Below are 25901 nucleotides of genomic sequence, written 5' to 3' on the forward strand. Positions count from 1 at the left end.
ATAGTTCGACTTATGCACAGTAGCTTTGTTTTAAGGGCTTATTTTGCTTTGTTGAGAAGTCCTGTTGAACAGATAAAAATTCAACCGAAGCGATTGATTTTAACGGAAAAGGCAAGTGACTGTTTTACTGTGTTTACCCACTGTTACCCACGATAAGATCCGGCTTAAAAGCCGTAAGCAAGCCTAATCCCATGCTCTACCCGTTTATTGCCGTCATAAGCAAAGCCATAAGTGGCTCTGAAAATCAACCGCTGCAAGCCAAAATAGAATTCAGTATAGTTTGTTTTAATCGGCTGTGTCAAGTAATTGACACCCACAACTTCTTCTAATTTTAACTTGCGGAGCAATGGAACCTTGTTGGTAAACAAACCAGAGAAATTATGTTCGAAATGGGCTTCTGCATATTCATCGTTTGTGCTGAACAAGTAAAAGTCAAGGAACATGAACCGCTTCGGGTCTGGTTTCGAAAGTAACGTAACGTTACCCCTGAAGTGCTTAAACTCCGGGAAATAAAGCGATTTGTTATTCAGGAACTTACCGGCGCTCAGATAAAAGGAAGAATATCCCCAAAGTCCGGCACTGATCCTGTTTTGCTGAATGCCCAAACTAATGTAATCATAATCTACATCGCTGTTAAGCGCCCCCTCGATCCCTTTCTTGTATGTTAAAGTAAGAATTGGGTATTTTGAGGGTTCGTAGAATTTCCCATCTGGCCGGGTAACGTACTTCTGACCGATGGTGTAAGTAAGCGACGCCGTCGCATTTAAGGACGTATAATTAGGGAATAATGGGGTTTCCGTTAATGGTGAAAACGGATTATTCGATGTAAATTCTCTTTCTTTGTTATCTGAGATCTTAAATGAACTGGTATTTACCAGGTTGGTATTCCTGGAGTAATCAGCACTGATCGTTCCCTGAAGTCCATTGGCTAGCTCTCTCGTGATGCCGAGATCTGCAAACTCTTTTTTATAGAACTTTGCAAAGTTTCTTTCGAAAAGAAGGGAGTTGATCGTATTGCCCAGTAAGGTCATCGATCCATTATTGTTAAGGTCCATGATGTCAGAACCCACGCTGCCGAAAATGTTGGCGCGCTTAACCGGATCGTAGTAATAATTGGCACTCAGGTTTCCGGTAAACAGCTTATTGGAGAAACCATACCTGGCACTGGGAGAGATGCGGTAATAACTCCTGTCCTCCAAACGTTTTACATAGCTCATTCCATATTTTACAGCAAAGCCCTCTACGGTATTATAAAAGATAGATGGCAGGATGGGATCGAAGCTGAAAGACTTGCGTTCATACCTGTTATTTATGGTATAGCCGGTTAACAGTAGTTTTCCAACGCTAAAGGTATTGTTCTTTTTTTCTAAGGAGTCTAAATAGTGTTTTGATGTTTTTAAAGTTGCAATGCTGTCTTTTCTCACATAGTCCCTGCTTTCTTCCCGGGTAAGCGGAATGGGCCGGTTATTTAACCAGAATAAAGAATCTTTTTTGTTAACGGCCCTCGTTACTTTAAGAATCTCACCGGTAAAATAGTTCTTTGGAAATTCAGGATGGATGTTATAGTTGTTGTAAACACCTACATAATAACCTTCAAATTTAAACCCGAATACATCTCCATTGAACCGGAAATTGATGTTGGAAGGCATGTGGGTGTTTTCTATCTTAATAAATTGCTGCGTAATATTTAGGGTGTCTAACAGGTTTATACCAGCATCTTTGGTTAAAAATACTTCTGCATTGATCAAATGAAAGCTGTCGTCTTTGATGTAAATAATTCCCCGAAATACCGGGTCGTGCGTTCTGCGTGGAATAACCTGGATCTTATTGATCGTTTCCCCATTTTCGCTCGTGGTCCCCAATAATTTATAGCGGTAATAGAGCATGGCATTGTCAGAAATCGGAGAAACAAAGCCACGCGTACTTAGCGTATTTTCCAGCAGGATATTGTTGTAAAAATTAATGATCAGGTCTGATGCTTTGTTAAAGCTGAATGCATTGTTGTTACCGGCAGTCTTTGACGATAGCATTTCTTCATGAATACGATCTGGCTGCTGAAATGCAAACGTAGATGTAGATTCTGATAAATATAAGATGCCCTTTCTGTTGGTGTCCAGGTCAAGTGTCTTTTGGATGTCCCGTCCAAAGAATTTTTTTGGTGCGCCAACCAGCTTCTGCACGCCTTTGATGTAGACATTGGCGGTATAAGCATCAACTTCTGTTAAATGTTCTTTTCGTCTTTTAATGGCCTGCCGGATAATCTCATAAGCAGGATCTTCTGCATTGGCTGCAATCGTGACCCCTGCAAGCGAATAGGATTCTGGTGTTAGGGTTACATTTTGAGTTGTATTATCGTCAATCGTAAAGATTTTTTCTAACGCTTTATAGCCAATGGCACGGTAAATAATAGTTACCTGTCCTTTATCTACTGACAATGAATAGATCCCATCTACATTAGCAGAGGTTCCTTTAGTCGTGTTTTTGATGTAAACCGATGCAAAAGGAACAGGCTGACCTTCGGTGTCTTTAATAAGACCTCCAAGTTTAACCTGTTGTGCAGACAAACTAAGTGTGGTGATTACCAGGAAAATCGTTGAGTATATATACTTCATAGCGTAGATTAAGAACCTAAATATCGGATAAGTTATGTGACTAAACACATTTATTATGTTAAAGTTTGTTAACTAACCTTATAATAGGTTGCGTATAGAAGATGATATTTTTATAACTTTGGTTGCATCAATTATTATAAATATGTACAAAACATTACAGCCGGTTCTGCAACAGGAATTAGAGCAAATAGAAAAAGACGGTTTATTTAAACGCGAACGTATTATTGTAACCCCACAAGGTGCCGATATTAAAATCAGTACTGGTCAGGAAGTGATCAACTTTTGTGCAAACAATTACCTTGGCCTTTCTTCACATCCTGTAGTTATCGAAGCTGCAAAAAAAGCAATCGATAAATATGGTTATGGAATGTCTTCTGTACGTTTCATTTGTGGTACACAAGATGTACACAAAGAACTGGAAGCAAAGCTTTCTTCATTCCTTGGAACTGAAGACACCATTTTATATGCCGCTGCTTTTGATGCCAATGGAGGTGTTTTTGAGCCTTTATTTAACGATCAGGATGCCATTATTTCTGATGAACTGAACCATGCATCTATTATTGATGGCGTGCGTTTGTGTAAAGCCAAACGTTTCAGGTATAAAAATGCCGATATGGCTGATCTGGAACAACAATTAATTGCAGCTAAAGATTCAAGACACCGGATTATTGTAACCGATGGTGCATTCTCTATGGACGGCGTTGTTGCTCCTTTAGATAAGATCTGCGACCTGGCAGATAAATACGAAGCTTTGGTGATGATCGATGAATCGCACTGTACCGGCTTTATGGGTAGAACAGGCAGAGGTACACACGAACACTTTAATGTAATGGGCCGGATTGATATCATTACCGGTACTTTAGGTAAAGCATTAGGCGGCGCTTCCGGTGGCTTTACTTCTGGTAAAAAAGAAATTATTGACATGCTTCGCCAGCGCTCACGTCCGTATCTGTTCTCCAATACATTGGCTCCTGCAATTACCGGTGCTTCTGTAGCCGTGCTGGATCTTTTAAGTGAAACCACAGACCTGAGAGATAAACTGGAAAGCAGTACCATGTATTTCCGTCAGAAAATGACTGAAGCAGGCTTTGATATCAAAGAAGGGGTACACCCGATTGTTCCGGTAATGCTTTATGATGCTAAGCTGGCACAAGAATTTGCTGCCAAAATGCTGGAAGAAGGAATTTACGTGATCGGGTTTTACTATCCGGTAGTGGGACAAGGTAAAGCGAGGATTCGTGTGCAGATCTCTGCAGCACATGAACAGCACCATTTAGACAAAGCAATTGCCGCATTTACCAAAGTAGGTAAAGCACTTGGCGTAATCTAATGCCGGCTACCTTATAAATTTTGTTAAGCTGAGTTCATTTTCTTCATGGAAATACCCTTCAAGTTGATTTTTGAACTCAGCTACTATAAAAATATTATATAAATAGCTGTATATTTGACCCCATGTTACAAGATAAGATAACACAATATACAGCAGAGATTAATGCGTTTACCACTCAAAACGCAGATGAATTAGAACAATTCCGCATCAAATTCCTGGGTACCAAAGGAATTATAAAAGATATTTTCGACGAATTTAAAGCCGTTTCTCCTGAAGAAAAAAGAACCTTAGGTAAGGTTTTGAATGAGTTTAAGCAGTTGGCAGAAGCAAAATACCAGACTTTAAAGGATGGAAGTACCGAAGCTGAAAGTTCCAAAGATTCAGATACCGACCTGACCCTGCCAGGGGAAGGTTTTGAGATCGGCGCCCGTCATCCATTGGCACTGGTTCGCAGAGAAATGGTGGAAATCTTTAGTAAACTAGGTTTCATCGTTGCCGAAGGCCCCGAAATTGAAGACGACTGGCATAACTTCTCTGCATTGAACTTTCCGGAAGAACACCCTGCCCGTGATATGCAGGATACCTTCTTTATTAAAAAAGGTGGTGAGACCGGTGATATTGCGTTGCGTACACATACATCATCTGTTCAGGTAAGAATGATGGAAGCCGGGAAACCGCCTTTCAGGGCAATCATGCCAGGCCGGGTATATCGCAATGAAGCCATCTCCGCAAGGGCACACTGCTTCTTTCACCAGGTGGAAGGCCTGTACGTGGATGAAAATGTATCCTTTGCCGACCTGAAACAAACCCTGTTCTATTTTGTACAGGAATTATATGGTGCAGGGACACAAGTTCGTTTCCGCCCATCTTATTTTCCATTTACCGAGCCTTCTGCAGAGATGGACATCTCCTGTACCATTTGTAAAGGAGCAGGATGCGGCATGTGTAAGCATAGCGGATGGGTAGAGATCTTAGGCTGTGGTATGGTGGATCCGAATGTATTGGAAAACTGCGGTATAGACAGTAAAAAATATAGCGGATTTGCATTTGGAATGGGAATTGAGCGCATCGCCAATCTTAAATATGAAATCAAAGATCTGCGTTTGTTCTCGGAAAACGACGCACGCTTTTTAAAACAATATAAAACGTCATTAATATAATGGGCAGGAGAAACCGGGTTGTTCTGTTGTTGCTGCTGGCACTTGCCGGCTGTGGGAAAGAAACCGACCTGATTCCCAATGTCCCTGTTAATTTTAGTGCGCCGTTAACAGATCCAAGACTGATCAGGCTGAGCAGTCCCGGTGGGGCAGTTGCCTTGTCTGGTCATGGTGTTGCTGGTATCATCATCTACCGCACCACATCCGGGGGCTATGTGGCGTACGACCGCTGCAGTACCGTTAACCCGGAAAAGAAATGTGCTGTAGATCTGGACGAACCAAGTTTTACCGCTACCGACAAATGTTCGGGTGCCAAATATCTGCTGGAGGATGGAAGTCCTGCTAAAGCTCCTGCAGCAGTATCTTTAAAGAGATACAATACATTTATAGCAGGAAACTCATTACAGGTAACTAATTAATGGAACCAGAAAAGATCAAAGAGAGTATAATTAGGGCCGCTAAAGAGTTGTTCAGGAAATATGGATACCATAAGACCAGTGTCAACGAAATTGCAAAAAAAGCCAGGATAGCAAAAGCAACTATCTATAAGTATTTTGAGAGCAAGGAGCAGATCCTGGACGCCATACTGATGAACTACCTGGATCTGAACCTCAATGAGATCCTGAAAAATAAGGCGCAGTTTGCGGATGAAGAAGAGCATCTTAAAGCATTGGTAATGAAGACCTGCAGGCTCACCTATACCGTTTGTAATGAATTTATAGGATGGGACTTTGTTCGCGAAAATGCCAATTCGCAGGAGTTTTTAAAACACCTGTCTGACCAGCTGGAATCTTTGCTGCTCTCTGCTTACCTGGAGCTGGACCATTTTAAAAATAATCCATCCCGTAAAGAAGGACTGGCTTTCCTGTTAAAGGCCAGCAAGAGCATCGTATTTTCATTCGCCTTTACCTCGGTAAGTGATTCTGATGTACGTAAGAACTTCGTCAGCTTTCAAAAAGAACTGCTGCCCTTTCTCGTAAAGGCTGCTTTGTAATCCTTAGGTTTTTTAATCTATACCGTTTTGGTATTTGGTATATAAACAGGTATATTTGGCTACGTAGTCATTTATATGGTCATGAGTAAAGAGATTTTAGAAATTTCTGTAATGGTTGATGAGAAGTTTGATATGAAGTTTAACTTAGTTGAAGGCATTTTTGGTTTTATCCTCAGTATTTTTGGCAAGTAAAAATTGATATCCTGATCTCTCCCTGATAGGCGTTCCACACACCTAACCTAAATTTCTGTGCCCAAAATCTTAAATTTTATCTAAATTTGCGAAATAATGAGTAGAAATAGAAAATCCGGAACCGTAACAATTATCCCCAATCTAAGTATTATCGATATTGCTGAAGAGGGTAAAGGTGTAGGTAAAGCAGATGAACTGGTCATTTTTGTTGACAAAGCTGTACCGGGAGACGTAGTTGACGTACGTTTAGTAAAGAAAAAGAAGAATTTCGCAGAAGCCGTTATTGAAAGCCTGAGCAAAGCTTCTGAATTAAGGGATGATCCCTTTTGCCAGCATTTTGGCGTTTGCGGGGGCTGTAAATGGCAGCACATGCAATACGGTGCGCAGTTAACATTTAAACATAAAAACGTAGAGGCCGCTTTACAGCGCCTCGCAAAGATCGATACTTCTTCCATGGAGCCGATATTGGGTTCTGCTAAAAATACCTATTACCGGAATAAACTAGAGTACACTTTTTCTAATAAACGCTGGCTGAATAAACAGGACATGCCTGCACGTGCTGATGATCTTTCCGGAGAACGTGGAGAGCGATCAGAAAGTGTAACGCATGAAGAACATTCAGCACGTTTGGAAAACAACATCAATCCGGAATTGGAAATGAATGCCCTGGGTTTTCACGTTCCTTTGCGTTTTGATAAAATTCTGGATGTGCAGCATTGCTACCTGCAGGCTGAACCTTCCAATTCCATTCGCAATAGTGTTCGTGCCTATGCCCTGGAGCACCAGCTGAGCTTTTATGACCTGCGCAATCACGAAGGAAGTTTAAGGAATTTGATCATCCGCACTTCTTCAACCTTAGAAGTGATGGTTGCCGTTGTTTTTGCTTATGCAGAACAGGAACAGATCAATGGATTAATGGAGCATCTAAAATTAAATTTCCCGGAGATCACGTCTTTACTATATATTGAAAATCAGAAAAAGAACGATACGATCTTTGATCAGGATGTGGTAACCTACGCCGGAAGAGATCATATTTTTGAGGAAATGAACGGTCTTAAATTCAAGATTGGTGTTAAATCATTTTATCAGACCAACTCAGACCAGGCACATGAGCTGTATAAGATCACGAAAGATTTTGCAGGCTTTTCTGGTGATGAGCTGGTGTATGATCTGTATACAGGTGCAGGGACCATTGCTAATTTTGTTGCAGGGAGCGTGAAGCAAGTAGTGGGGATTGAATATGTGCCTACCGCTATTGAAGATGCTAAATTTAATTCAGCTTTGAATAAAATTGACAACACCATTTTCTATGCCGGTGACATGAAAGACATTCTGACCAGGGAATTTATAGCCGAGCACGGTAAACCAGATGTAGTGATCACGGATCCGCCAAGAGCAGGGATGCATGCAGATGTAGTTATGCGGTTACTGGAAATGGAAGCAGAAAAGATTGTTTATGTAAGCTGCAACGCAGCGACACAAGCAAGAGACCTGGCGTTGTTGAAAGAGAAATATGATGTTGTCCGCATTAAACCTGTTGATATGTTTCCGCATACACAGCATGTTGAAAATGTGGTGTTGTTAAAATTTGCTGGCCGCACGGTTCACGTGCCTGAAGATTAATTATGGATATTGAAGAGTTGTTGCCTCAGCAGCCTGAGGAAAATAAAGAAGAGAAAGCGAAGAGTCCGCTGGTTAGTTTAGAGAAAGACCTGGAACTGTACGCAGAATCTATTCGTGAAATTGCAATAGAGATCAGGGTGGAAGGATTGTCTGCTCATCCAATCTTTGTGGCACATCAGCATACCGTGACCATTGGCGAAGTGATCCTCGACCGGAAAGAACTGAACACCGAATGGACCATCCAGGTTTCAACTTTTGAAGAGTTTGTGGAAAAAGGAATCATTAGTCCGGATAAAAAGGAACTGTTCCTGAAGAGCTATAAAAGGCCGGAAGATTTTATGTGCGTATTTGTGATTGTTCCTGAAGGGGCAAACTTTATTTACTACCCATACAAAACGAAAAGATGAGGTACAAAAAGCCCCCTGTTGGTATCCACCATGACAGAGGGCTAACTAATAACTAATAAACTATCTAAATTTTAGTCTATTTTGTTAACATCTCCGCTTTTGCTAAGAGAAGTCTTTTTTACGGATGGATTTCCTTTATAATTGACATCGCTGCCTCCGGTAGCACTTGCTTCCAGTGCCTTGCTTACGTTTACATTTCCGTCTGATCCGCCACTGACAGTAACCTTGGCATATTCTGTAACAAAGCCATAAGCATCGATATCACTACCGCCGCTAGCCTTTGCGTCCATATTTACGCCTGTTCCTTTCAGCTCTACATCAGAACCTCCACTAATTTGAATTTGTATATCTTTAGTAACAACATTTAATTTTAAGTCTGATCCGCCTGAGCCCTTTACCACTAAACGGTCTGTTTTTAGTGTGTTTTGGGTATAAACATCACTTCCTCCACTTGCCGAAAGCGCCTGAAGGGTTTTATAACTCACATAAACCTTAATCGATTGACCTTTTACAATTCTGCTCCAGCTCACGTTATCCTTATAACTGATCTTTAATGCATTTCCTTCTTTTATAATCACCAAATTCTTCATCAGGTCGGAATGGGTAACCACCTTAACCTGTTCTGCGCTGCCCTGCGTTAGATATAGATCTATTCCGCTTGCAACTGATATTTCTGTGAAGTTTTTAATTTGGAAGTCTTTGGTTTCCTGCGCTTTTAGGGATAACGCAGCTATTGAAAATACAAGCAACAGGCTTGCAGATTTAATGGTAAATAGGTTTCTCATTTGCAGGTTTAATTGGTGTGTTCAAATATTAGACGCAGAACATCTTCAAAAGTTGCATTAATTTCTAAATATATTTTTAAAAGTATGTAAATAGATAAATACAATCCTGTTTTACATCAATTTTAGAAGGACTGAAAAAATAATGCGTACTAAGTTTGATTATGAGGCTTAAATTCGTTCTTTTTGTAGCATATAATAATGCAATATACCTGATGGCTGAATCTCAATTACTTATTCTTAACAAAAAACAAATCCAGCAAAAGATCAACAGGATTGCCTACCAGATCCTTGAAGATAACCTTGATGAAAAGGAAATTGTATTGGCCGGGATATGGGATCGGGGCTATAAACTGGCTATCCGCCTGAAAACCGTATTGTCCAGGATCTCAAGCCTTAAAATTACATTGCTTAACATTGAACTGGATCGTTTGGATACTAAACTGGTTGCAAGCACCGATCTGGATGAGTCACAGTGGAAAGGAAAGGTGATCATTCTTGTTGATGATGTATTGAATAGCGGCAAGACCCTGGCCTATGGATTGGGTGTGTTTTTAAATACACCGCATAAAAAGATCCGTACCGTAGTTTTAGTAGACAGAAGCCATAAAATATTTCCTATTGCCACCGATTTTGTCGGATTGCAAATGGCAACCGTATTAAAGGAACATGTAGATGTTGTTTTAGATGTTGATGGAGAAGAAGATAGTGTCTATTTAAGCTAATTTTGCATTTAAGGGTAATTTTTCTCATTTTAGAGGGATGTACCGGTCCCGCAAAAGCCCTGTAATTTTTAATTTCTTTTCCTGGTATATTTCCTATATCCTGAAAAAAGACTTTGCAGCACATTCCTTCAATGCACTTAGCTTTGCCGATGATGAAGCTGTACTGCTGCTTGCCAACCACTTTAGCTGGTGGGATGGGTTTATACTGTTCCATTTAAACCAGGTAGCCATTAAAAAGCAGTTTCATGTGCTGGTAAATGCGGAAGAATATAAAAAACATTGGTTTTTGAAATATATGGGTGCCTTTGCTGCTGAACATACGGGTAAAGATGTAATTGAAACACTGGTTTATGCGGGAAAACTATTGGACGATCCCCAAAATCTGGTGCTCGTCTTCCCGCAAGGCAAAGCTTATCCAGGCCCCGTGAGGAGTGTTACCTTTGAAAAAGGCATCATGCAGCTGGTTAATGCTTCCAGGAAAAAATTCCAGTTCATTTTTTCAGTAACACTTGCAGATCATTCTATGGGGCGAAAGCCGCAAATGAAAACCTATCTGACCAAATGGGATGCTGAAGAATATGTGAGCCTGCAATTGTTAAAAAGCGAATACAATAAGCATTATGAATCTGCCATCCGGCAGCAAAACAAAGACGTATGATCATTTTTATTTACGCGGTTCTTGTCTTCCTTGTTTTGAGGTTCAGTGTTTCTCTTTTTAACTTCATGTCTAATCCCAAATTGGGTCATTATGGAAGCCGTTTCAATGAAAAGGTTTCCATCATTGTAAGTTTGGAAGGTGGGGAGATGGACGCGCAGCTGAACAGCATTGAAGACCAGGATTACACCTATACCGAACTGATCTTCAGACAGCCTGGAGAACGTATGGAGACAGTCGCCGAAAAGGCTACCGGTGATTACCTGTTGTTTATTGATGCGAATGTTGTGCTTGAAAGGGGACTGATCCACAACATGATTTACCGCATGAACGTATTTAAACTGGATTTACTGAGTGTAATTCCCAACCGTAAATTTAAAGGACTCCTGGCCTGGTGTATTTACCCGGTTATCGATTTTGTACCGCTTAACCTGTTTCCGCTCAGGCTGGCCAGGTTGAGCAGTTTGCAGGCTTATGCCATGGTAGATCAGTCCTGTCTGTTCTTCGATGCCGCATCATACCGGCAAAATAGCTGGAATAAAAAATCTGCAGTTAAATACCGTACCGAAGTATTGCTTGCCAATAAACTGGTGTATACGATTGGAGATTCTTTAAACTGGACAAAAGTTTCAAAGCAGACATTTAAGAAATTCAGCAATACCATTCTTGCCGCAGTATTTTATCTGGCATTTGTAGTCGCCGGGCCAATAGTCATCTTTCTTAACTTAGATCCGGTCTTTATGGTCTTGCCAATTGGACTGATCTTTATGAGCAGGATCATGATCTCTTTCCTGACCGGACAGCATCCGGTGTATAATGTGCTGCTGCATCCCCTTCAGATGATCTCCTTAGTTTTAATCCTCATAAAATCTATATGGGATCAGGTGTTTACATTGGATCAACAGAAGTATTCATAATATGAAACACTTTTTGTGTATTTTTGTTCAATCAATAGGGTCAGAGACAAATGGAATATAATTTAACCGTTAATATAGATAAGGCATCAGGATTCTGCTTTGGTGTTGTTTATGCAATTGATATGGCTGAAGATATTTTAGACCATGAAGATTATTTATATTGTTTGGGCGATATTGTACACAACGATGAAGAGGTTAAACGTTTAACGGATAAAGGCCTTCGCATCATAGACCATGATCAATTAAAGGATCTTCATGGAGAGAAGGTTTTGATCAGGGCGCATGGTGAAGCACCCTCCACCTATGAACTGGCACTGGATAACGACCTGACATTAATTGATGCTTCCTGTCCGGTGGTGCTGAAATTACAGAACCGGATCAAGAACTCTCATGATGAAGATGAGCAGATCCTGATCTTCGGGAAGCATGGCCATGCAGAAGTAATCGGCTTACAAGGCCAGACGGACGGAAAGGCAATTGTTTTTCAGGATCTTGCTGAACTGGATCATGTTGATCTGCCTTCCAAATTTACGTTGTACAGTCAAACGACTAAAAGCACTGACCGCTTTTACGCAATTAAAGACGAACTGCTGAGCAGGGGGTATGAGGTTAAAGCAAACGATACGATCTGCAGACAAGTATCTAACCGGTATACAGATCTGGAGAAGTTTGTAGTTAACTATGATCGCATCTTATTCGTATCCGGTAAGAAATCATCAAACGGTAAAGTGCTTTATGACGTTTGCAAAAAATACAATCCAAATGCATACTTTATCTCCAACATTGAAGAAATAGACCGCAACTGGTTTTCTCCGAATGACAGGGTTGGAATCTGCGGAGCTACCTCTACACCCATGTGGTTGATGGAACAGGTTAAACAGGAATTATTGTCTTTATAATTTACAACCTCTGCGATCATCATTAAAAAGTAAATATTCTTTTTGCACCAACCGATACACTAATTTAATACGTTAATTTCGCGCCATAATTATGGGAAAAAAGGGCATACTGCTAGTAAATTTAGGAACTCCGGATAGTCCGGAAGTTGCAGACGTTCGTAAATATCTGGATCAGTTTCTGATGGATGAACGTGTGATCGATATCAATGCTTTTAGCAGAACCCTACTCGTTAAAGGTATTATTGTTCCTTTTCGCAGTCCAAAAACATCAAAATTATATAAAGAGATCTGGGATGAGAACGGATCCCCATTATTATACTATAGCAGGATCCAAACGGCATTGCTGCAGGAAAAACTGGGAGATGACTTTCAGGTTGAACTGGCCATGCGCTATCAAAACCCGTCCATCTTATCCGCGCTGGAGAAAATGAAGGCGGGGCTGGTAGAAAGCATTCAGGTGATTCCGATGTTCCCTCAATACGCGTCTGCGAGTACAGGTTCTGTAATGCAGAAGGTAATGGAGATTGTGAGTACATGGCAAACCATCCCCCCGGTTAATTTTATAAATTCCTTCCACGACAATGAACTGGTGATTGAAACGTTTGCTGAAAATGCCAGGAAATATAAGCCGGAAACTTTTGACCATATTTTATTCAGCTTTCACGGATTACCAGAAAGACAGCTGCTTAAATGTGATCATACCGGAGCATATTGCCTTAAAAAGGATAATTGCTGTGAAACGTTAAATGATACCAACAAATTCTGCTATTCTGCTCAGGGACATGATACAGCGAGACTGATTGCTGAAAAACTGAACATCGCAAAAGGTGATTACACCGTTTGTTTCCAATCGCGCTTAGGTAAGGAACCCTGGGTACAGCCGTATACTACAGATGTATTAAAAAAACTTGCTGGAGAAGGTAAAAAAAGACTGCTTGTATTTAGCCCTGCTTTTGTGGCCGACTGCCTGGAAACTTTATATGAGATCACCGTTGAATACCATGAAGAATTTAAAGCCTTAGGTGGTGAACACGTTCAGTTGGTAGAAAGTCTCAATGATGATCCTAAGTTTATACAAGCCTTAGCGGAGATGGCTATCGCTTAGATAACGTTTGATGTGATGGATGATCTGCGCTGAAGATCCTGTTTTTGACAATACATATTTTTTGGCTGCTGCTCCTGCATCATTATTTGCCCCCATTATCGGGGTTGCTGATGGTATTGCAGATGTTTTGGATGTTGAAAGCAGTGCAGGTTTGGAGAATATTGAAAATGCATCTTTCAATTCTGCAGAACTGCTGATGCTGATTGCAGCCCCAATAGCGATCAGGTCTTTGGCCTCCTGAAATTTATCATACTTAGGACCGAAAATTATCGGGATCCCAAATGCTGCGGCTTCCAGGGTATTGTGGATTCCAACCCCAAAACCTCCTCCAATATATGCGATATTGCCATATTGGTACAAGGAAGAAAGCAAGCCGATATTATCAATGATCAATACCCGGGCATCCGAATGCCTTGAGGGATTCGATGTGTAAGTTACTGCACCTAAAAAACTACTCCTGATCTGATCAATATGTGCACCATCAATTTCATGTGGTGCAATTATAAATTTCCAGTCGGGATGGTCCTGAGCGAGTTTTGCCAGTAAACGCTCATCTGCCGGCCAGGTGCTGCCCGCGATGAACACCGGTGCATCACCACAAAATTCTTTAACCAGCGGGTTCTCTTTTGGTGATGAGGCGTTTTCTGCAACCCGGTCAAAACGGGTATCCCCACTCAGGCTTGCCTGATCTATCCGGATATTTTTTAGTAACTGAATACTTTCTTCATTCTGGACAAAAAAATAGGTTACAAATTTTAATATCTTCCGGTTAAATGATCCATACCATTTAAAGAAAACCTGCTCTGGTCTGAAGATTCCGGAAATGATAAACAATGGGATCTGCAGGTCGTGCAGTGTTTTAAAATAATGATACCAATACTCGTATTTTGTAAATATGGCCAGTTCCGGATTAATCGCTTTAATAAATGCACGGGCGTTTTTTCTTGTATCCAGGGGTAAGTAGAACACACCAGCTGCCAAAGCATAATTTTTTTGGACCTCATAACCGGAAGGAGAGAAAAAAGTAACAATAATTTCTTTTAAAGGGTAGTTTGATTTAACTTTCTCGAGTAAAGGTCTCCCTTGTTCAAATTCTCCTAAAGAAGCGAAGTGAAACCAGATACGCTGCCGGCCTGAAGGAAGCTGATTTTGTATTTTTTCAAAGATATTTAGCCTTCCTTTAATGAAAAATTGTGCTTTGGGATTAAATATGGAAAATATTTTTACAATTATTCCATAAAATTGGATACCTAAGTTATAAAGCCAAAGCATTTATGTGTTTATTTATTATCTTAGCCGAAGATACTTCATTAAAATTAAAACATAACTTTTTATATGAAAATAGCCGTAATAGGTACAGGGTACGTAGGTTTGGTAACAGGAACATGTCTTGCCGAAACTGGAAACAACGTTATTTGTGTAGATGTCAACGAAGCCAAAGTGCATAAGATGCAGCATGGTGAGATTCCGATTTATGAACCAGGATTGGATGTGTTGTTCCACAGGAACATTGCACAAAAAAGGTTAACCTTTACAACTGATCTGGCGGCTGGTATCAAAGACGCTCAAATTATTTTTATGGCTTTACCAACTCCTCCCGGAGGAGATGGCGCAGCGGATTTATCCTATATCTTAGGTGCTGCAAAAGACATTTCAAAACTGGTAACCGATTACAAAGTGATCGTGAACAAATCTACTGTGCCTGTAGGTACAGCAGATAAGGTACAGGCCGTTTTTACTGAAAATACTTCTGTAGAAATTGACGTGGTTTCTAACCCGGAATTTTTACGTGAAGGTGTAGCGGTTGATGATTTTATGAAGCCTGACCGTGTCGTAATCGGTACAAGCAGCGAAAAAGCTAAAAAACTGATGTCTGAATTGTACGGTCCTTATGTAAGACAGGGTAACCCGATCTTATTTATGGATGAGCGTTCTTCAGAGCTAACCAAATATGCGGCAAACTCATTCCTTGCTACAAAGATTACCTTTATGAATGAGGTAGCTAATCTGTGCGAAATTGTAGGTGCCGATGTTGATGCGGTAAGAAGGGGTATTGGTTCTGACGAGCGGATCGGTAAACGTTTCTTATTTCCTGGTATTGGATACGGTGGCAGCTGTTTTCCTAAAGATGTACAGGCATTGGCTAAATCAGCTGATGAGCATAAATATAACTTTAAACTGCTGAAAGCAGTGATGGATGTAAATGAAAAGCAAAAAACAGTATTGGTTGATAAGCTTTTAAAATATTATAAAGGTGACTTAAAAGGTAAGCATTTTGCGTTATGGGGACTTGCATTTAAACCGGAAACGGATGATATCCGCGAGGCTCCTGCATTGTATATCATTGATGAACTGTTGAAAAACGGTGCAACCGTTACTACTTTTGATCCTGAAGGTATGGCCAATGTAAAGGCTTTATTGGGTGATAAAATAGAATACGCTGAAGATCAGTATGCTGCACTTAAAGGCGCGGATGCGTTATTGATTGCCACAGAATGGTCTGTATTCAGAAATCCTGACTTTGAAAAAATGGAAGAAACGTTAACCAATAAAGTAGTTTTTGACGGACGTAACCTGTACGATCTTCAAAAAATGGTTGATCTTGGATATTATTATAATAGTGTTGGCCGTAAACTAATAGATTAATGGAACGTAAGCGAGTTTTAATTACTGGTGCTGCCGGTTTCCTGGGGTCACACCTTTGCGACAGATTTATTAAAGAGGGTTATCATGTTATTGCTATGGATAACCTGATCACTGGCGACCTGCAAAATATTGAACATCTGTTTGGTTTGGAAAACTTTGAGTTTGCCCATCATGATGTATCAAAGTTTGTGTATGTTTCTGGTACTTTAGATTATATCCTTCACTTTGCGTCTCCTGCCAGTCCGATTGATTATTTAAAGATCCCGATCCAAACCCTAAAAGTAGGGTCGTTAGGAACACATAATTTATTGGGCTTAGCGAAAAATAAAAATGCAAGGATGCTGATTGCTTCTACATCAGAAGTATATGGTGATCCAAGTGTAAATCCTCAGCCTGAAGAATATTGGGGAAATGTTAATCCAGTAGGCCCAAGAGGCGTTTACGATGAAGCCAAACGTTTTCAGGAAGCAATGACCATGGCGTATCATACCTTCCATGGTGTAGAAACCAGAATTGTAAGGATCTTTAATACCTATGGACCAAGAATGCGCCTGAATGATGGTCGTGTTTTACCTGCTTTTATCGGACAGGCATTGCGCGGTGAAGATTTGACCGTATTTGGCGACGGATCTCAAACCCGCTCTTTCTGTTATGTGGATGATTTGATCGAAGGGATTTACCGGTTATTGCTGAGCGACTATGCCCAGCCTGTAAATATTGGTAACCCGGATGAAATTACCATCAAGCAGTTTGGTGAAGAGATCATCAAACTAACTGGTACCACTCAGAAGCTGGTGCTCAGGGATCTTCCTGTTGATGATCCAAAGCAGCGTCGTCCGGATATCACTAAAGCACAGCAAATTTTGGGATGGGAACCTAAAGTTAGCCGCGCTGAAGGATTAAAAATAACCTATGAATATTTTAAATCTTTGCCGGAAGATGCATTAACCAATAAAGAACATAAAGATTTTACAACTTATAACCGTTAAATTGTAATGGCTAAAATATTAGTAACGGGAGGAACAGGTTTCATTGGTTCCCATACGGTAGTAGAATTACACAACGCAGGTTATGAGGTGTTGATCGTTGATGATTTTTCTAATTCAGATCCAAAAATTCTCGATCAGATCCAATCTATCATTGGAATCAGACCTGATTTTATAAACCTTGATCTTTGTGATGAAGCCAAAGTGAAAGCTTTTGTAACTGAGCATACTGATATTACCGGCGTAATTCACTTTGCGGCTTTTAAAGCAGTTGGAGAATCTGTACAGCAGCCGCTAAAATATTACAGAAATAACTTTTATTCATTGCTTAACCTGATCGGTGCATTCAATAGTTCGACGGATTTTGTGTTTTCATCTTCCTGCACCGTATATGGTCAGCCGGATGTGCTGCCTGTAACCGAAGAAGCCCCTACAAAGAAAGCTGAATCGCCATATGGCAATACCAAACAAATTGCAGAAGAAATGCTGCAGGAGATCTGTGCCGTATCACCAGCTTTGAATGTCATCTCCCTGCGCTATTTTAATCCGGTTGGTGCCCATCATACGGCTTTGATCGGAGAATTGCCAATTGGGGTCCCTCAAAACCTGGTTCCTTTTATTACCCAGTCTGCCATTGGCAAACGTGGTCCGATTACCGTTTTTGGTAACGATTACAATACCCCTGATGGTAGTGCAGTAAGGGATTATATACATGTAGTAGATCTTGCTAAAGCGCATGTGGCCGCCATAAAGCGACTGGAAGATAAAAAGGCAGAAACCAATTACGAAGTATTTAACCTGGGAACTGGTAAAGGTTCTTCTGTTTTACAGATCATAGCAGCCTTTGAAGAATCAACAGGTGAAAAATTAAATTATGCCATTGGCCCGAGAAGAGAAGGTGATGTAGAGCAGGTGTGGGGAGATGTGACAAAATCAACAAAGGACCTGGGCTGGACTGCCGCGCTGGATATAAACGAAATGATGCTTTCTGCATGGAATTGGGAGAAATATTTAAAGGATAACCCTTTTTAAATGTTATTGAGCCAACATAAAGATCTTAAACGGGAGATCATATCCCTTCCTGAAAAGGATAAAGACAAATTGTTGCTCAGACTGATTGCAAAGGATAAGGTTTTAACAGAACATCTTCATTTTAAATTGCTCGAGAATGAAGATGATCTGCTTTCCAGGCATGAAAACCTGGTTGAGCTTATTGACCAGCAGGTTAAAGAGATGCTTGACGGCAGAAGATGTACTTCAAGGGATGTTCTGTTAAAGATGAGAACGCTGAACGGAGCAATTAACCACCATGCTAAGGTTACTAAGGATGTGGGTTCGGAAATAGAACTCCGGTTCTATCTGCTGAATAAGATCCCTGTGGATTTTGATGATGGGATTTTCCGGGTGGTGTACGTCTATAATGAAAAACTCTACCTCTATTATGTGAAAGCCACAGTTTCGGTATGGAAAAAATACAATAAACTGCATGAAGATATTCAATTTGACCTGAAAGAATCTTTTAATACGATATTAGAAAAAATATATACGAACAGTACGGCTTCTATCGCCAGGGCTCTGGGATTGCCAAAAGAATTATAAATACATATCATGAAAAAAATATTAATAACTGGAGGGGCTGGATTTATTGGTTCCCATGTTGTAAGAAGATTTGTAACCAATTACCCGCAATACCATATTGTAAATCTGGATAAGTTGACCTATGCAGGTAACCTGGCTAACCTGACTGATATTGAAGATCAGCCAAATTATAGCTTTGTTAAGGCAGACATTACAGATGCTGCTGAAATAAATACCCTGTTTAAGCAGGAAAATTTTGATGCAGTAATTCACCTTGCTGCTGAATCACATGTAGACCGGTCGATCACTGATCCTACGGCTTTTGTGATGACCAATGTAATTGGTACCGTGAATTTGCTGAATGCGGCACGGGAACACTGGAAGGGCAATTACGGGGAAAAGCGTTTCTATCATGTGTCAACGGATGAGGTATATGGTGCCCTTGGCGAAACCGGAATGTTTACGGAAACTACAGGATATGATCCGCACAGTCCATATTCTGCATCTAAAGCATCTTCAGACCATTTTGTAAGGGCTTACCATGATACTTACGGTATTGATGTGGTGATTTCCAACTGCTCTAACAATTATGGTTCCCATCATTTTCCGGAGAAACTGATCCCTTTGGCAATTAATAACATCAAAAATAATCAACCTGTTCCTGTATATGGAAAAGGAGAGAATATTAGGGATTGGTTATGGGTTGAAGACCATGCAAGAGCCATTGATGTGATCTTTCATCAGGCTAAAAGCGGACAGACCTATAATATTGGCGGACATAATGAATGGAAGAACATTGATTTGATCCATCTGCTTTGTGATATTATGGATAAGAAGCTGGGCAGACCTGCCGGAGAATCTGCTAAACTGATCACTTTTGTAACGGATAGGGCCGGACATGATCTGCGTTATGCCATTGACTCTACAAAACTTCAGAAGGAACTGGATTGGGTACCAAGCCTGCAATTTGAAGAAGGCCTGGATAAAACGGTATCCTGGTACCTGGAAAACGAAGCATGGCTGTCTGATGTGACTTCCGGAAATTACCAGGCTTATTATGATAAGCAATACGAAGGAAGATAAAATAATAAAAAAAGAGGGGTTAAATTTTTAACCCCTCTTTTTTTTACTCATATCTTAAGGCTTCAACCGGATCCAGCTTGGAAGCTTTCTTTGCCGGATAATAGCCAGAGACGATCCCTACCAATACACACAACGCAAACCCTCCAAAGATCCATTGCCACGGTATGATGAAGGTTCCGCTCATGGCCAGGGAGATTAGATTCCCTATGGATATTCCAAGGAATATCCCGAATGCACCACCCATCAGACAAATGATTACGGCCTCAATCAAAAACTGCTTCCTGATCACTGCCGGATTTGCACCAATGGCTTTCCGTATTCCAATTTCACGCGTTCTTTCGGTTACTGAAACCAGCATGATATTCATTAAACCGATGGAAGCCCCAATCAGGGTAATGCCCCCAATGGCAACTCCGCCAAGCACAATATATTTTAGGTTTTCAAATAAAGTTTGTGCGATCGCATCGCTTTTTGTAATCTCGAAATTATCCGGATCTCTGATCTTTACCTTTCTGATGGCCCGGAATGTTGCCGTAGACTCCCCAATAATATTATCCATCTGATCGTTATTCGGTACCATTACCGTAATGGTATAGGATGGATTTGAATTGGAGTTGATCAGCTTGGCTTTTAACAAAGGAATATATACCGCACGGTCGCCGCTAAATCCCATACTGGCACCTTTAGATAACAGAACGCCGATTACTTTTAAACGGGTACCTCCCACGGTAATTACCTTGTCCAGGGGAGAATCTTTTTTAAATAGCTTGTCACTGATCTCGCTTCCGATGATACAAACGTTATTTCCAGACTCCACTTCTGCAAGACTGAAGTTTCTGCCCAGTGAAATTTCCAGACCTTGTGAACTCAGCCCGTTTTCATCGATTCCCTGCAGGTTGATATTTGGGTTGGTCTTTTCTGCGCCGAACTTGGCAGTAGCACCGCCACTGGCAAATACACTAATTGCAACTGTTCCCGGAGTATTTAAGCGTTCTTTAAACCGGATGGCATCTTCATAGCGAATAGACCTGAAAGGCTTAGGGCGCTGACCGGAGCCGCCGATCCGGATACCCGAGCCCCTGTTCCTGATGGTAAAGGAATTTGCACCCATGCTTGAAAAGGCGTCGGTCATGCTTTTCTTTACCGCATCCAGTGTGGTTAATATACCCACCAATGCAGATAGTCCAATGGCTATGATCAACGCAGTAAGCAACGTGCGCAGCCTGTTACTTTTTATGGATTGAAGGGCAAGTCTTACGTTTTCAGTATAGGTCATTATGGAAATATAAAATTCTTGTTGGGATAAAATTAAAAAAGTCCCGCTGTTAAGACAACGGGACTGGTTATAATGTTACAACGAAAACCTATTTAGACGGAGAAACTCGTTCCGCATCCGCAGGTGCTGTTTGCATTCGGATTGCTAAAGGTAAACCCTCTTGAATTCAATCCATCCTGCCAGTCTACCTGCATTCCCAGCAAATACATCTGATGGGCTTTATGCATAAATACCTTAATTCCGTCAATTATAAATTCCTGATCGCCTTCTTTTTTTTGATCGAAGCCTAATACATAGCTCATTCCAGAGCATCCTCCTCCGTCAACTCCAACGCGTAATCCAAAATCTTCAGAGATTTCCTGCTGATCTTTTAATTTAAAAAGCTCTTTAACAGCTCCTTCTGTAAAAGTTACCGGTGCAAATGCTGTGTCAACTGTAGTGCTCATGATAGTTAAATTATATAGGTTATACCGAGATATAACCTCCTGTTGAAAAAAATCAATTAATGGAGTAAATATAAATAAAATGTACATTTTTGTTACTGTCAATAACTAATTATTACTGTAATCAAACAAAGCTGAATGAATCTGCAAAACTTTTTGACCGAGGTTGCCACGACTGCCCTGTCCGGAGTTATTATCTTAATAGCTGGATACTCCTTATTAAAGAATGACATCCAACGGTATTTTAAGCTGCGGTTTGCATCTGTAAGAGCCGATGAAAATAGCCAGCTGCTTACCTTGCGTTTGCAGGCCTATGAACGGCTGACTGTCTTTATTGAACGGATTAACCCGGCAAACCTCTTCCTCCGGCTTCATCAGCAGGGAATCTCAGTCTATGACATGCAGTCGAACATACTAAATGAGATCAGGTCAGAGTACCAGCATAATGTGGCCCAGCAGCTATATATCAACGCAACTACCTGGAAAGTGATCAGCTCTTTAAAAGATGATACCCTGGCTATGGTAAACAATGCGGTTGCAGGATTGCCTGAAAATTCCGCAGGAGTGGATCTGAGTAAAAAGGTATTACAGCACATGGCCGGAATGACCGATAATCCGTACGACCTTACCCTGAACCTGATCAAGAAAGACATCCATCAATTGTTTTAAGTTATGGAAGAAAAGAAAATCACCACCACTTCCGGTATTGAAATTAAAGAACTGTATACCAGTACCCGCCCTTTAACAGAGGTTCCCGGTGAATTTCCATTTACCAGGGGGATACAAAAGGACATGTACCGGGGCAGATTATGGACGATGCGCCAGTATGCCGGGTTTTCAACTGCCGAAGAATCCAATAAAAGGTACCATTATTTACTTCAGCAAGGAACAATGGGCTTGTCTGTGGCTTTTGACCTCCCTACTCAAATCGGGTACGATTCTGATCATGACATGGCAGAAGGTGAGGTTGGAAAAGTGGGTGTTGCCATTGATTCTTTAAAAGACATAGAGATCTTATTTGAGGGCATTGAGCTGGAAAAGATCAGCACCTCTATGACCATTAATGCAACGGCTTCTATTTTATTGGCCATGTACCTTGCACTGGCAAAAAAGCAGGGGGCCGATTTGAAGCAGATCTCCGGAACCATACAGAATGATATATTAAAAGAATATGCGGCAAGGGGTACTTATATCTACCCTCCAAAGCAATCGATGCGCATCATTACTGATATTTTTGAATACTGCAGTAAAGAAGTTCCAAAATGGAATACCATTTCCATATCTGGTTACCACATTCGTGAAGCCGGGTCAACTGCAGTTCAGGAGCTGGCCTTTACACTCGCTAACGGAAAAGCATACCTGAGGGCTGCACTTGAAAAAGGACTTGACATTAATATTTTTGCAAAACGTTTGTCTTTTTTCTTTAACTGCCATAATAATTTTTTTGAGGAGATCGCGAAATTCAGGGCTGCGAGGAGAATGTGGGCAAAGATAACGAGGGATTTAGGAGCTACAGATGAAAAGGCACAAATGCTGCGTTTTCACACCCAAACCGGCGGATCTACGTTAACAGCCCAACAGCCGTTAAATAATGTCGTCCGCGTCACCAATCAGGCTATGGCAGCAGTGCTGGGAGGTACGCAATCCCTGCACACAAACGGGTATGATGAAGCACTTTCACTGCCTACAGAAGCGGCAGCAAAGATCGCCCTGCGTACGCAGCAGGTGATTGCTTTTGAGAGCGGTGTTACGGATACCGTTGACCCCCTTGCAGGCTCTTATTTTGTGGAGACCCTGACCGATAATATTGAAGCTGCAGCACAGTTGTATATAGATAAGATCGACGCCATGGGCGGATCTGTAAACGCAATAGAAAATCAGTATATACAAAATGAGATTTCTGCGGCTGCATACCAGTATCAGCTTGAGATTGAAGAAGGTGCCAGGGTCATTGTGGGTGTAAATAAGTTTGCCCGGGAAGTAGAGGGTATTCATGAGGTATTCAGCATCGATGAATCTATCCGTACCATACAAACGGCTAAACTAAGTGCCCTGAAAGCCGAAAGAAACGCATTTTTAGTCGAAAATGCATTGAGGGATCTGGAAGAAGCAGCCAGGGGAACGGCCAACTTGATGCCGTTTATACTGGTTGCTGTAGAGGCTTATGCTACCCTGGGTGAGATCTCTAATATTCTACGTAAGGTTTTTGGAGAGTATTAAAAAGGATGTTAACAAATAGTTATCAACACAAAAAATTCAGGTTAACTAGGTTATGCTATTGCTGTCTAAGCACTTACCAAATAAATGAAAATTAAGTTTTTTTTGTTGATAATTTTTTGAATATTCGATCTCTCGAAACAGCAGTTTTTTTATGCTCGTATCGTCACTGTAAACCAACAAATTATAGAATTAATATGGAAAAAACTTGTACCGAAGTATGGAAAAACTGTCTCCAAATCATAAAAGATAACATCCCGAACCAAAGTTTTAAGACTTGGTTTGAACCGATATCAGCCTTGAAGTTGGAAGGTAAAGTTTTGACCATACAAGTGCCTAGTTTATTCTTCTATGAATGGTTGGAAGAACACTATGTAGGCTTACTTCGTAAGACCGTTAAAAAACAACTGGGAGACGAGGGAAGACTGGAATATAATATTGTAGTGGATAAGTCTTCCAATACAGGTTCTCCATATACAACCAATATGCCAAGTAACGGCAATGGGGCTGAAGCTAAGATTCAGTCTATGCCGATTCCTGTATCTATTAATAAAGATATCAAGAACCCTTTTATTATCCCGGGTTTGAAGAAATTGAATGTTGATCCGCAATTGAATTCCAATTATACTTTTGATAATTATATTGAGGGCGACTGTAACCGTCTGGCACGTTCTGCAGGTTATGCTGTTGCGGCAAAACCGGGTGGTACTTCATTCAACCCGCTAATGATCTATGGTGGTGTTGGATTGGGTAAAACACACCTTGCCCAGGCTATAGGTAATGAGATTAAACGCAATATGCCGGATAAGCTTGTTATTTATGTTTCTTGTGAGAAATTCTGTCAGCAGTTTGTAGATTCATTAAAGAACAATACCATCAATGACTTTGTGAACTTTTACCAGGCCATGGATGTGATCATTATGGATGATGTACATAACTTCGCTGGTAAAGAAAAAACACAGGATATCTTCTTCCATATCTTTAATCACCTGCATCAATCCGGAAAACAGGTGATCCTGTCTTCTGATAAGCCACCAAAGGATCTTGCCGGATTAGAAGAAAGACTATTAAGCCGCTTTAAATGGGGTCTTTCTGCGGATCTTCAAATCCCTGATCTGGAAACCAGGATCGCTATTCTACGCAAAAAGATGTATGCTGACGGTATTGAACTTCCAGCAGAAGTAGTAGAGTATGTAGCACACAACATTGACAACAATGTACGTGAGCTTGAAGGAGCAATGGTCTCTTTATTGGCACAATCTACTTTAAACAAGAAGGATATTGACCTGGCCTTAGCCAAACAAATGCTAAAGAACTTTATTAAAAATACATCTAAAGAGATTTCAATGGAGTACATCCAGAAATTGGTTTGTGAGTATTTTGAGGTTCCTGTTGATATGGTTAAATCTCAAACGCGTAAGCGTGAAATTGTTCAGGCACGTCAGATCTCTATGTACCTTTCCAAGAGCCATACCAAATCATCTTTGAAAACTATTGGTGCTTTTTTTGGCGGAAGGGATCACTCTACTGTAATCTATGCCTGCCAAACTGTGGAAGATCTGATCGATACAGATAAGAAGTTTAAAGGCTATGTATACGACATACAAAAGAAATTGAAAATGAGCTAAGCAACTGCTTACGTTAAGTATAAAAAAACCGTCTCATCAATTAATGAGACGGTTTTTTTCGTCATTGATATCTGCAACGAACCCGGTACGGTTTAAACCAACGCACCCAGTTTCATTAAACCATAGAATAAGGCTGTACTGTGCAAAGATTGTGCAATCTTATTTTCTTTTAGAAGTTGTTTCACTTCATCTATGGTGTATTCTTCAACTTCAAGGATCTCATGTTCATCCAGGTGCTGCGTATGTGTCTTTTTGCCGCCTTTTAATAAATAACAATAGGTAATGTTATTTGCTGTAGCCGGATTGGGATAAGTCTCTGCAAGCAGTTCAATGCTTTCAAAGGAGTAACCGGTTTCTTCAAGGAGTTCTCTTTTTATGGCATCTTCCGGACTTTCATTACCATCGATCACACCTCCGGGAATTTCTAGCGAGATAAGATCTGCTCCATGTCTGTATTGTCTGACCATGATGATCTTGTGGTCTTCTGTTAACGCAACGGCATTTACCCAATTGGGATATTCAAGCACATAGTAATCATCTTTGATCGTTCCGTTCTGAAGGTCGCAGGTATCTACACGTAAGGTTGCCCATTTTTCTTTCACCAGGTATTTTGATGAAAGTTTTTTCCATTTTAATATTTCCATTC

General features: G+C 40.7%; 26 protein-coding genes. 20 read left to right on the forward strand and 6 right to left on the reverse strand.

From position 1 onward, the window contains the following. Positions 1 to 164: 164 nt before the first annotated feature. A complete protein-coding gene (locus ATK78_RS12295) occupies positions 165 to 2612 on the reverse strand; it encodes a DUF5686 and carboxypeptidase regulatory-like domain-containing protein (protein ID WP_133576363.1) in 2448 nt (815 codons plus the stop codon). A 142-nt stretch (positions 2613 to 2754) separates the two neighbouring features. Here ATK78_RS12295 and kbl point away from each other — a divergent pair, with 142 nt between their 5' ends. The 7 genes from kbl (at position 2755) to ATK78_RS12330 (ending at position 8315) form a co-directional block, all read left to right on the forward strand. Next, positions 2755 to 3942, forward strand: coding sequence for a glycine C-acetyltransferase (gene kbl, locus ATK78_RS12300; RefSeq protein ID WP_133576364.1), 1188 nt, complete (start codon positions 2755 to 2757; stop codon positions 3940 to 3942). Between the two features lie 122 nt (positions 3943 to 4064). Beyond that, the gene (gene pheS / locus ATK78_RS12305; protein ID WP_133576365.1) at positions 4065 to 5102 is read left to right on the forward strand and encodes a phenylalanine--tRNA ligase subunit alpha; all 1038 of its coding nucleotides are present in this window, start codon (positions 4065 to 4067) and stop codon (positions 5100 to 5102) included. After that, complete coding sequence (locus ATK78_RS12310; protein WP_133576366.1) at positions 5102 to 5518, forward strand: Rieske (2Fe-2S) protein; 417 nt, start codon at positions 5102 to 5104, stop codon at positions 5516 to 5518. Before pheS ends, ATK78_RS12310 begins: the two co-directional genes overlap by 1 nt. Beyond that, entirely contained in the window at positions 5518 to 6093 is a 576-nt protein-coding gene (locus ATK78_RS12315; protein WP_133576367.1) for a TetR/AcrR family transcriptional regulator, read from the forward strand. The genes ATK78_RS12310 and ATK78_RS12315 overlap by 1 nt, the downstream gene beginning before the upstream one ends. Positions 6094 to 6174: 81 nt before the next feature. Continuing rightward, positions 6175 to 6285 (forward strand): phenylalanyl-tRNA synthetase subunit alpha, encoded by a 111-nt coding sequence (locus ATK78_RS22895; protein WP_133576368.1) that lies wholly within the window; start codon positions 6175 to 6177, stop codon positions 6283 to 6285. A 96-nt stretch (positions 6286 to 6381) separates the two neighbouring features. Further along, positions 6382 to 7908, forward strand: coding sequence for a 23S rRNA (uracil(1939)-C(5))-methyltransferase RlmD (gene rlmD / locus ATK78_RS12325; protein ID WP_133576369.1), 1527 nt, complete (start codon positions 6382 to 6384; stop codon positions 7906 to 7908). Positions 7909 to 7910: 2 nt separating this feature from the next. Continuing rightward, positions 7911 to 8315 (forward strand): hypothetical protein, encoded by a 405-nt coding sequence (locus ATK78_RS12330; protein ID WP_133576370.1) that lies wholly within the window; start codon positions 7911 to 7913, stop codon positions 8313 to 8315. Positions 8316 to 8386: 71 nt separating this feature from the next. On the opposite strand, the gene ATK78_RS12335 is transcribed toward ATK78_RS12330, so the two are convergent. Beyond that, the gene (locus ATK78_RS12335) at positions 8387 to 9100 is read right to left on the reverse strand and encodes a head GIN domain-containing protein (RefSeq protein ID WP_133576371.1); all 714 of its coding nucleotides are present in this window, start codon (positions 9098 to 9100) and stop codon (positions 8387 to 8389) included. 212 nt (positions 9101 to 9312) lie between these two features. Between ATK78_RS12335 and ATK78_RS12340 the strand changes: the two genes are divergently transcribed. The 5 genes from ATK78_RS12340 (at position 9313) to hemH (ending at position 13398) form a co-directional block, all read left to right on the forward strand. After that, complete coding sequence (locus tag ATK78_RS12340; RefSeq protein WP_133576372.1) at positions 9313 to 9822, forward strand: phosphoribosyltransferase family protein; 510 nt, start codon at positions 9313 to 9315, stop codon at positions 9820 to 9822. 37 nt (positions 9823 to 9859) lie between these two features. After that, on the forward strand, positions 9860 to 10480 hold the full coding sequence (locus tag ATK78_RS12345) for a lysophospholipid acyltransferase family protein (protein WP_133576373.1): 621 nt from the start codon (positions 9860 to 9862) through the stop codon (positions 10478 to 10480). Further along, a complete protein-coding gene (locus ATK78_RS12350) occupies positions 10477 to 11394 on the forward strand; it encodes a hypothetical protein (RefSeq protein ID WP_133576374.1) in 918 nt (305 codons plus the stop codon). Before ATK78_RS12345 ends, ATK78_RS12350 begins: the two co-directional genes overlap by 4 nt. A gap of 50 nt (positions 11395 to 11444) precedes the next feature. Beyond that, complete coding sequence (locus ATK78_RS12355) at positions 11445 to 12293, forward strand: 4-hydroxy-3-methylbut-2-enyl diphosphate reductase (RefSeq protein WP_133576375.1); 849 nt, start codon at positions 11445 to 11447, stop codon at positions 12291 to 12293. Between the two features lie 91 nt (positions 12294 to 12384). Continuing rightward, positions 12385 to 13398, forward strand: a complete 1014-nt coding sequence (gene hemH / locus ATK78_RS12360; protein ID WP_133576376.1) for a ferrochelatase — start codon at positions 12385 to 12387, stop codon at positions 13396 to 13398. Here the strand turns inward: hemH and ATK78_RS12365 are convergent. Next, complete coding sequence (locus ATK78_RS12365; RefSeq protein ID WP_133576377.1) at positions 13375 to 14670, reverse strand: 3-deoxy-D-manno-octulosonic acid transferase; 1296 nt, start codon at positions 14668 to 14670, stop codon at positions 13375 to 13377. The genes hemH and ATK78_RS12365 overlap by 24 nt on opposite strands. 63 nt (positions 14671 to 14733) lie before the next feature. Between ATK78_RS12365 and ATK78_RS12370 the strand changes: the two genes are divergently transcribed. Genes ATK78_RS12370 through rfbB form a run of 5 tightly spaced genes read left to right on the forward strand, consistent with a single transcriptional unit; the run spans position 14734 to position 19691 of the window. Then, on the forward strand, positions 14734 to 16044 hold the full coding sequence (locus ATK78_RS12370) for a UDP-glucose dehydrogenase family protein (RefSeq protein WP_133576378.1): 1311 nt from the start codon (positions 14734 to 14736) through the stop codon (positions 16042 to 16044). Then, entirely contained in the window at positions 16044 to 17033 is a 990-nt protein-coding gene (locus tag ATK78_RS12375) for a UDP-glucuronic acid decarboxylase family protein (protein WP_133576379.1), read from the forward strand. Before ATK78_RS12370 ends, ATK78_RS12375 begins: the two co-directional genes overlap by 1 nt. A gap of 6 nt (positions 17034 to 17039) precedes the next feature. Beyond that, a complete protein-coding gene (galE, locus tag ATK78_RS12380) occupies positions 17040 to 18062 on the forward strand; it encodes a UDP-glucose 4-epimerase GalE (protein WP_133576380.1) in 1023 nt (340 codons plus the stop codon). After that, positions 18063 to 18629, forward strand: coding sequence for a hypothetical protein (locus ATK78_RS12385; protein ID WP_133576381.1), 567 nt, complete (start codon positions 18063 to 18065; stop codon positions 18627 to 18629). It abuts the gene before it with no gap. 9 nt (positions 18630 to 18638) lie between these two features. Then, positions 18639 to 19691, forward strand: a complete 1053-nt coding sequence (gene rfbB, locus ATK78_RS12390) for a dTDP-glucose 4,6-dehydratase (RefSeq protein ID WP_133576382.1) — start codon at positions 18639 to 18641, stop codon at positions 19689 to 19691. 43 nt (positions 19692 to 19734) lie between these two features. Here rfbB and ATK78_RS12395 read toward each other — a convergent pair whose 3' ends face one another. Both ATK78_RS12395 and ATK78_RS12400 read right to left on the reverse strand, forming a co-directional pair. Beyond that, positions 19735 to 20967 carry an ABC transporter permease gene (locus ATK78_RS12395; protein ID WP_208112349.1) on the reverse strand — a complete coding sequence of 411 codons (1233 nt, stop codon included), beginning with the start codon at positions 20965 to 20967 and terminating at the stop codon, positions 19735 to 19737. Between the two features lie 92 nt (positions 20968 to 21059). After that, entirely contained in the window at positions 21060 to 21413 is a 354-nt protein-coding gene (locus ATK78_RS12400; RefSeq protein WP_133576384.1) for a HesB/IscA family protein, read from the reverse strand. Between the two features lie 135 nt (positions 21414 to 21548). Here ATK78_RS12400 and ATK78_RS12405 point away from each other — a divergent pair, with 135 nt between their 5' ends. The 3 genes from ATK78_RS12405 to dnaA all read left to right on the forward strand — a co-directional run bounded on the left by ATK78_RS12405 (position 21549) and on the right by dnaA (position 25255). Beyond that, entirely contained in the window at positions 21549 to 22079 is a 531-nt protein-coding gene (locus ATK78_RS12405; RefSeq protein ID WP_133576385.1) for a DUF7935 family protein, read from the forward strand. A gap of 3 nt (positions 22080 to 22082) precedes the next feature. Further along, on the forward strand, positions 22083 to 23630 hold the full coding sequence (locus tag ATK78_RS12410) for an acyl-CoA mutase large subunit family protein (protein ID WP_133576386.1): 1548 nt from the start codon (positions 22083 to 22085) through the stop codon (positions 23628 to 23630). A 194-nt stretch (positions 23631 to 23824) separates the two neighbouring features. Then, the gene (gene dnaA / locus ATK78_RS12415; RefSeq protein WP_133576387.1) at positions 23825 to 25255 is read left to right on the forward strand and encodes a chromosomal replication initiator protein DnaA; all 1431 of its coding nucleotides are present in this window, start codon (positions 23825 to 23827) and stop codon (positions 25253 to 25255) included. 92 nt (positions 25256 to 25347) lie between these two features. Here dnaA and ATK78_RS12420 read toward each other — a convergent pair whose 3' ends face one another. Continuing rightward, entirely contained in the window at positions 25348 to 25899 is a 552-nt protein-coding gene (locus tag ATK78_RS12420; protein ID WP_208112350.1) for an NUDIX hydrolase, read from the reverse strand. Positions 25900 to 25901 lie beyond the last annotated feature (2 nt).

It is taken from the genome of Pedobacter metabolipauper (genome assembly GCF_004362715.1).
Classification (GTDB): domain Bacteria; phylum Bacteroidota; class Bacteroidia; order Sphingobacteriales; family Sphingobacteriaceae; genus Pedobacter; species Pedobacter metabolipauper.